We start from the raw sequence: 5,118 nt of genomic DNA, 5'->3' as shown, positions 1-5,118 counted from the left end.
CAGCCGCAGCAGGCTGCCGTACAGCCCCATAAACGTGCCTTCGTCCAGGGCGCGGGCATCGTTCCAGGTGGCGCTCACGCACAGACGCTGCCCCGCCTTGGTCGTGACCTGGGTGGTCAGGTTCATGACACCGGGTTCACTGCCGCCCTTGAAGCTGACCTGCCCGAAGTCACCCCGCGCGGCTACCCCAGGGTTGATCTGGGTCGCGGGCGACGCCGCCACGTCGGCCATCAGCCCACATAAGCGGCGGGTGCTGACGAACCACTCCACATCGGCGGCGAGGGGGCCACGCATAAAGGCGCTCGCCGGGGGGAGAGGAGCCGTCGCCGCCTGGGCCAACACGTCGCGTCGGGCAGGGCGGTTCAGGCCCGCCGCACGGTAAGCCCGCAACAGGTCGGCGTTGGCCGGATTTTTGAGGGCGAAGGCTTCGCGGGTACTAGGAATGGCGCTCTGCCCCAGCCGCGCCTCGACGCCGCTGCGCCCCACGCGTTCCAGCAGCAGGTCGGTGGCGGTGTTGTCGCTCATGCTGATCATGCGCCGGGCCAGGTCCGCCACCGTGTAGCGGCTGCCTGCCGGGGCGTCTTGCAACGTGCCGCTCGGCAGACTGCGCTGGGCGTCGGTGAGTTCGATTTCGTCGTTCCAGCGCAGCCGCCCCGCGCTGACCTGGGCCTGCACCTCGCCCAGCACCGCCAGTTTGAAGGTGGAGCCGACGGCCAGCGGGCGCGACGCGTTCAGTTCGGTGAGGGTCGGGCCGCCGACTTGCTGCACCAGCAGGCTGACCCGGCCCGGCAAGGCGGCAAACGCGTCACGGGCCTGGGCCACCGAGGTCAGGTCGAATTCGGGGGGCAGAAACCGCAGACCCGTGATTTTGCCGTCCGGGCCGACTTGCAGCAGGCTGACCGGCACGGCGCCGCGCTCGAAGACCAGCCGCCAGCCCGTGTCCGTCGCCGTCACCTCGCGCAGTGCCCCCAGCCGTTCGCGCAAGCGGCCCACCGAGAGGCGCAACTCTGCCTCCGGGACGACGAGCAGAAATTCGGGACTCAGCAGCGACAGGTCGAGCGGGTCGGCGGCGAAAAGGCGACCCAGCACGTCCTGACCGAGCTGTTTTTGCGCGTCGGAGAGGCTGACCGGAGCCTGGGCCGCCGGAACCGCCCCGAAGGTCGTTACCCGGCCCTGGGCATCTACGCCGAACGACGTGACCAGCAGGCTGCCCCGCTCGAAGACCAGCCGCCACTGCCCGCCCCCTTCCTCGGCCCGCACGAAGGCGCCGTAGGCCTGCCCGATGCTGGAAAACTGCGCCTGAATGGTGTTCAGCGGCACCTGAGCCAGAAAGTCGGGGCTGAACCATTCGGTCTGAAGCGGCCCGCTCCACAGCCGGGACAGAGCCTGGGCAGGCGTCAGCGGAGCCGTCTGGGCCACCGCCATGACAGCAAACAGGGCCGGGGCGAGCAGGAATTTCCTCATAAACAGAGTGTAATAGACAAGTGTCGGCTGACCGTGAAGACTGCACCTGCCCCAGCTGCACCTGTCCTACTGGTTGGCTGGAATATCGGTCATTTCGGCCAGAGTGCGGGCGCCCAGGGTGTGCTCAATCTGGGCGTAGGTGTCGTCGAGCTGGCGGTGCAGCGGGCACAGGGCCTGTTCGTGTTCGGGCCTGCCGAGCGGACAATGACGGATGCGCGGCAGGGGGTCTACCGCATTCACGACTTCCAGCACGCTGATTTCGTCGGCGGGGCGGCTCAGGCGGTAGCCCCCGTTCTTGCCGCGCTGCCCGGTCACCACCCCTGCCCGCACCAGTTGGCCCATCACCTTGAACAGGTACGGCGGCGGCACCTCGGTCAGCCGGGCGAGTTCGGCGGCGCTCAGTGCCCGCAGCGGCGGCTCGGCCAGCATCACGGCGGCCCGCAGCGCATATTCAGCCGTTTGTGAAAACATCTGTGCCCCCCTTGCCCCTAAAACGGAGCTTGACATCCACTTTAAAGAGTTCTAGGCTGAGCCGTCAAATAAAGTGGATAAAAATATCCACATTTGACCCCCGCTTGCTGGAATACTGACCCTATGACTGCTCCTGTTCCCCTGAACGTGTCTCCCCTCTTCGACCGCATCGGTGACGAAGCCCTGCGCCGATTGCTGTGGGCCTTTTATGCCCGCGTGATGGAAGACGAGGAGCTGGCCCCAGTGTTCCGGCAAAAACTCGGCCCGTTTCCGGGGGCGGGCTGGCCCCTGCACATCACGCGGCTGGAAGGGTTCTGGCGGGCGGTCACGCATGGCCCCAGCGCCTACCGGGGGCAACCCGGCCCGGCGCACAGGGGTCTGGGCATTGGCCCCGCGCACTTTGACCGCTGGCTGACGCTGTGGGAACTCACCCTCAGCGCAGAGTTGCCCCCCGCCGAAGCCGAGGCGATGCTGCACCTCGCCCAGCGAATGCGCGCCAGCCTGGAACGCTTCGCCCTGTCCTCGCCTCCGGCCCCTGACCGCTAGCCCCACTTCGACAAGGAAACAACCATGCTGACTCCCGAACAAAAAACCATCGTCAAGGCCACCGTTCCCGCCCTCGAAGCGCACGGCGAAACGATTACCCGCACCTTCTACGCCTCCATGTTCGCGGCGCACCCCGAACTGCTCAACATCTTCAACCCCGCCAACCAGAAAACGGGCAAGCAGGCCCGCAGCCTCGCCGCGTCGGTGCTGGCCTACGCCGCGCACATCGACCACCCCGAGGTGCTGGGCGGCATGGTGGGGCGCATCGCCCACAAGCATGTCAGCCTGGAAGTGCGGGCCGAGCACTACCCGATTGTGGGCAAACACCTGCTGGGCGCGATTGCCGAGGTGCTGGGCGACGCCGCCACCCCCGAAATTCTGGACGCCTGGGCCGCCGCCTACGGGGAGCTCGCCGACCTGATGATTGGCGTGGAACAGGGCATGTACGACGCCGGAGCCGAGCAAAAGGGCGGCTGGCGCGACTTCCGGCCCTTCCGGGTGGCCCGCAAGCTTGCTGAGAGCAGCGTGATTACGTCGTTTGTCCTCGAACCCGTGGACGGTCAGCCGCTGCCCGCCTACCAGCCGGGGCAGTACCTCAGCCTCAAGGTCAAGGTGCCGGGCCAGGAAAACTGGCAGATTCGCCAGTACAGCCTCTCGGACGCGCCGAGCGCCGACCACTACCGCATTTCGGTCAAGCGCGAGGCAGGCGGGCTGATTTCGGGGCATCTGCATGACACGGTGCAGGAAGGCGACGAACTGCTCGTTCACGTCCCGGCGGGCGATTTCGTGCTGCAAGACAGCGAGCGCCCGGTGGTGCTGCTCAGCGGCGGCGTGGGCATCACGCCCGTACTGGCGATGCTGCACTCCCTGATTCGCCAGGGGTCGAGCCGCCCGGTCACCTTCGTCCACGCCGCGCAAAACGGCTCGGTTCACGCTTTCCGTGACGACGTGAACGCCCTCGCCTCGCAGTACCCACACGTTCGCAAACTGGTCTTTTACACCGACACCAACGACAGCGACCAGCCCGGCACGCACCACGACGCCGCTGGCCTGATTCACCTGGACGCGCTGCGCCCCGTGCTGCCCCAGGGCGACGCCGAGTACTACTACTGCGGGCCAAGTGGATTCGTGGCGGCGGTCGAAGGCATCCTAGACGAACTGAAAGTGCCCGCCGAGCGGCGCTTTACCGAGACGTTCGGCCCCAGCCAGAGCTTTGACGTGGTGATTCACGGGTGAGCGGGGGTGGGGCGTGAGGGCTTTTGCTTCAGCTTTTGGCCCCAACCCCAAACCCCTATCCCCAGGGGGGACAGGGGCTTTGACGCTGGCGCTGTGCAAATGGCGGTGAGTTCGCTGATCTGACGGTGTTTCTCGGCTGCACGGGGCTTGGATGCTGGTGTTTTCTGGTTCATGTGCGGCCCGTGCGCTTCGCGCCCGACGGCCTCCTGAATTCTGCGTTTCTCGGTTTTTTGGGGGGCCATGAGGGGCGCTGTTCCGCCCAGGCCATCGGAAAGCCGGGAAGGATAAGGACTAAACGCCGTCACCCCGCTGTCAGACCGGGTGGCGGCGTTGACCTTCCACTATCGGCTCTCCACCCTCAGCCCTCTACCTCCTCCCGCGCATGTTCCAGTGCATTCTCAAGAAGCTGGGTCACATGTCCGTCCAGCAGGCGGTAGTGGGCCACCCGCCCCTCGCGGCGCACCGCCACCAGACGGTGTTCGCGCAGCACCCGCAACTGGTGGCTGGTCGCGCTCTCGCTGAGGCCCAGGACCGCCGCGAGGTCGCACACGCACAGTTCGCGGCCCTGTAGGGCACTCAGCAGGCGAAAGCGGGTCGGGTCGGCCACCGCCTTGAGCAGCGCCGTCGCCCGCTCCACACAGTCGGGGCCGGGCAGGTCGGCGCGGGCCGCCGCCACGCTCTGAAGGTGCAGCGGGGTGACCTCGCAGGTGGCGTCGCAGGCTTCGGCAGGCCTGCTCATGCGCTGCTGCCTGCCAGGGCCGCCAGCAGCCGGGGCCGCTGCTCGTCGAACGGCCCCCAGAACACCTGTTCGCCTATCGACACGACGGGGGCAATCCGGACGCCTGAGACCCGCAGCATCTCGGCGTGGGCGGCGGGGTCGGCCCGCACGTCCTTTTCCAGCCAGTCGCGCCCGGCCCCGCGCAGCAGTCGCCCCACCGCCTCGCAGTCGCGGCAGTCGGGCACGGTGTAGAGGGTGATGGCAGGGTCAGACATGAGTTTCCTCCACACGGGCCGGGACACTGGGCCGCCAGCGCAGCAGCCGCAAAGCGTTGGCGGTGACGATGGCGGTGGCCCCGGTGTCGGCCAGCACCGCCATCCAGAGGTTGGTGTGGCCCAGCAGCGTGGTCACCAGGAAAATGGCCTTGAGGCCCAGCGCGAAGGCCACGTTCTGCCGGATGTTGGCGAGGGTGGCCCGCGAGAGTTCGACCAGGTCAGCCACGCCCCCCACCCGGCCCTGAAGCAGCGCGACCTGGGCGGTTTCCAGGGCCACGTCGGTGCCGCCTCCCAGCGCGATGCCCACCGAGGCGCGGGCCAGAGCGGGCGCGTCGTTGATGCCGTCGCCCACCATCGCCACCGGGCCGGGCAACTCGTCCACGAGGCGCAGTTTGTCTTCGGGCAGCA

The 5,118-nt window shown here is 67.7% G+C and carries 7 protein-coding genes; 2 read left to right on the top strand and 5 right to left on the bottom strand.

Features of this window, described 5'->3' with window-relative positions; genetic code table 11:
- Together Q4C89_RS11085 and Q4C89_RS11080 are read right to left on the bottom strand one after the other, a co-directional pair.
- Positions 1-1,464: serine hydrolase (locus tag Q4C89_RS11085; protein ID WP_303102675.1), on the bottom strand; the 1,464-nt coding region annotated here is incomplete at its 3' end.
- 66 nt (positions 1,465-1,530) lie between these two features.
- Positions 1,531-1,935, bottom strand: coding sequence for an RrF2 family transcriptional regulator (locus Q4C89_RS11080; RefSeq protein WP_303102674.1), 405 nt, complete (start codon positions 1,933-1,935; stop codon positions 1,531-1,533).
- A gap of 123 nt (positions 1,936-2,058) precedes the next feature.
- On the opposite strand from Q4C89_RS11080, the gene Q4C89_RS11075 reads away from it, so the two are divergent.
- Positions 2,059-2,481 carry a group III truncated hemoglobin gene (locus Q4C89_RS11075; RefSeq protein ID WP_303102673.1) on the top strand — a complete coding sequence of 141 codons (423 nt, stop codon included), beginning with the start codon at positions 2,059-2,061 and terminating at the stop codon, positions 2,479-2,481.
- Positions 2,482-2,505: 24 nt separating this feature from the next.
- Positions 2,506-3,717, top strand: a complete 1,212-nt coding sequence (hmpA, locus tag Q4C89_RS11070; RefSeq protein ID WP_303102672.1) for an NO-inducible flavohemoprotein — start codon at positions 2,506-2,508, stop codon at positions 3,715-3,717.
- Between the two features lie 358 nt (positions 3,718-4,075).
- Here the strand turns inward: hmpA and Q4C89_RS11065 are convergent, their stop codons facing one another.
- The 3 genes from Q4C89_RS11065 to Q4C89_RS11055 form a co-directional block, all read right to left on the bottom strand.
- Positions 4,076-4,456, bottom strand: coding sequence for a helix-turn-helix transcriptional regulator (locus tag Q4C89_RS11065; RefSeq protein WP_303102671.1), 381 nt, complete (start codon positions 4,454-4,456; stop codon positions 4,076-4,078).
- Positions 4,453-4,710 carry a glutaredoxin family protein gene (locus tag Q4C89_RS11060; RefSeq protein WP_303102670.1) on the bottom strand — a complete coding sequence of 86 codons (258 nt, stop codon included), beginning with the start codon at positions 4,708-4,710 and terminating at the stop codon, positions 4,453-4,455. Before Q4C89_RS11060 ends, Q4C89_RS11065 begins: the two co-directional genes overlap by 4 nt.
- Positions 4,703-5,118, bottom strand: a 416-nt coding sequence (locus tag Q4C89_RS11055; RefSeq protein WP_303102669.1) for an HAD-IC family P-type ATPase, incomplete at its 5' end; no start/stop codon positions are given. The genes Q4C89_RS11060 and Q4C89_RS11055, both read right to left, overlap by 8 nt.

Source organism: Deinococcus sp., assembly GCF_030523985.1.
Classification (GTDB): Bacteria; Deinococcota; Deinococci; order Deinococcales; family Deinococcaceae; genus Deinococcus.
Note: the sequence above shows the minus strand (reverse complement) of the source record. Positions and strands in the feature narration are given on the sequence as shown.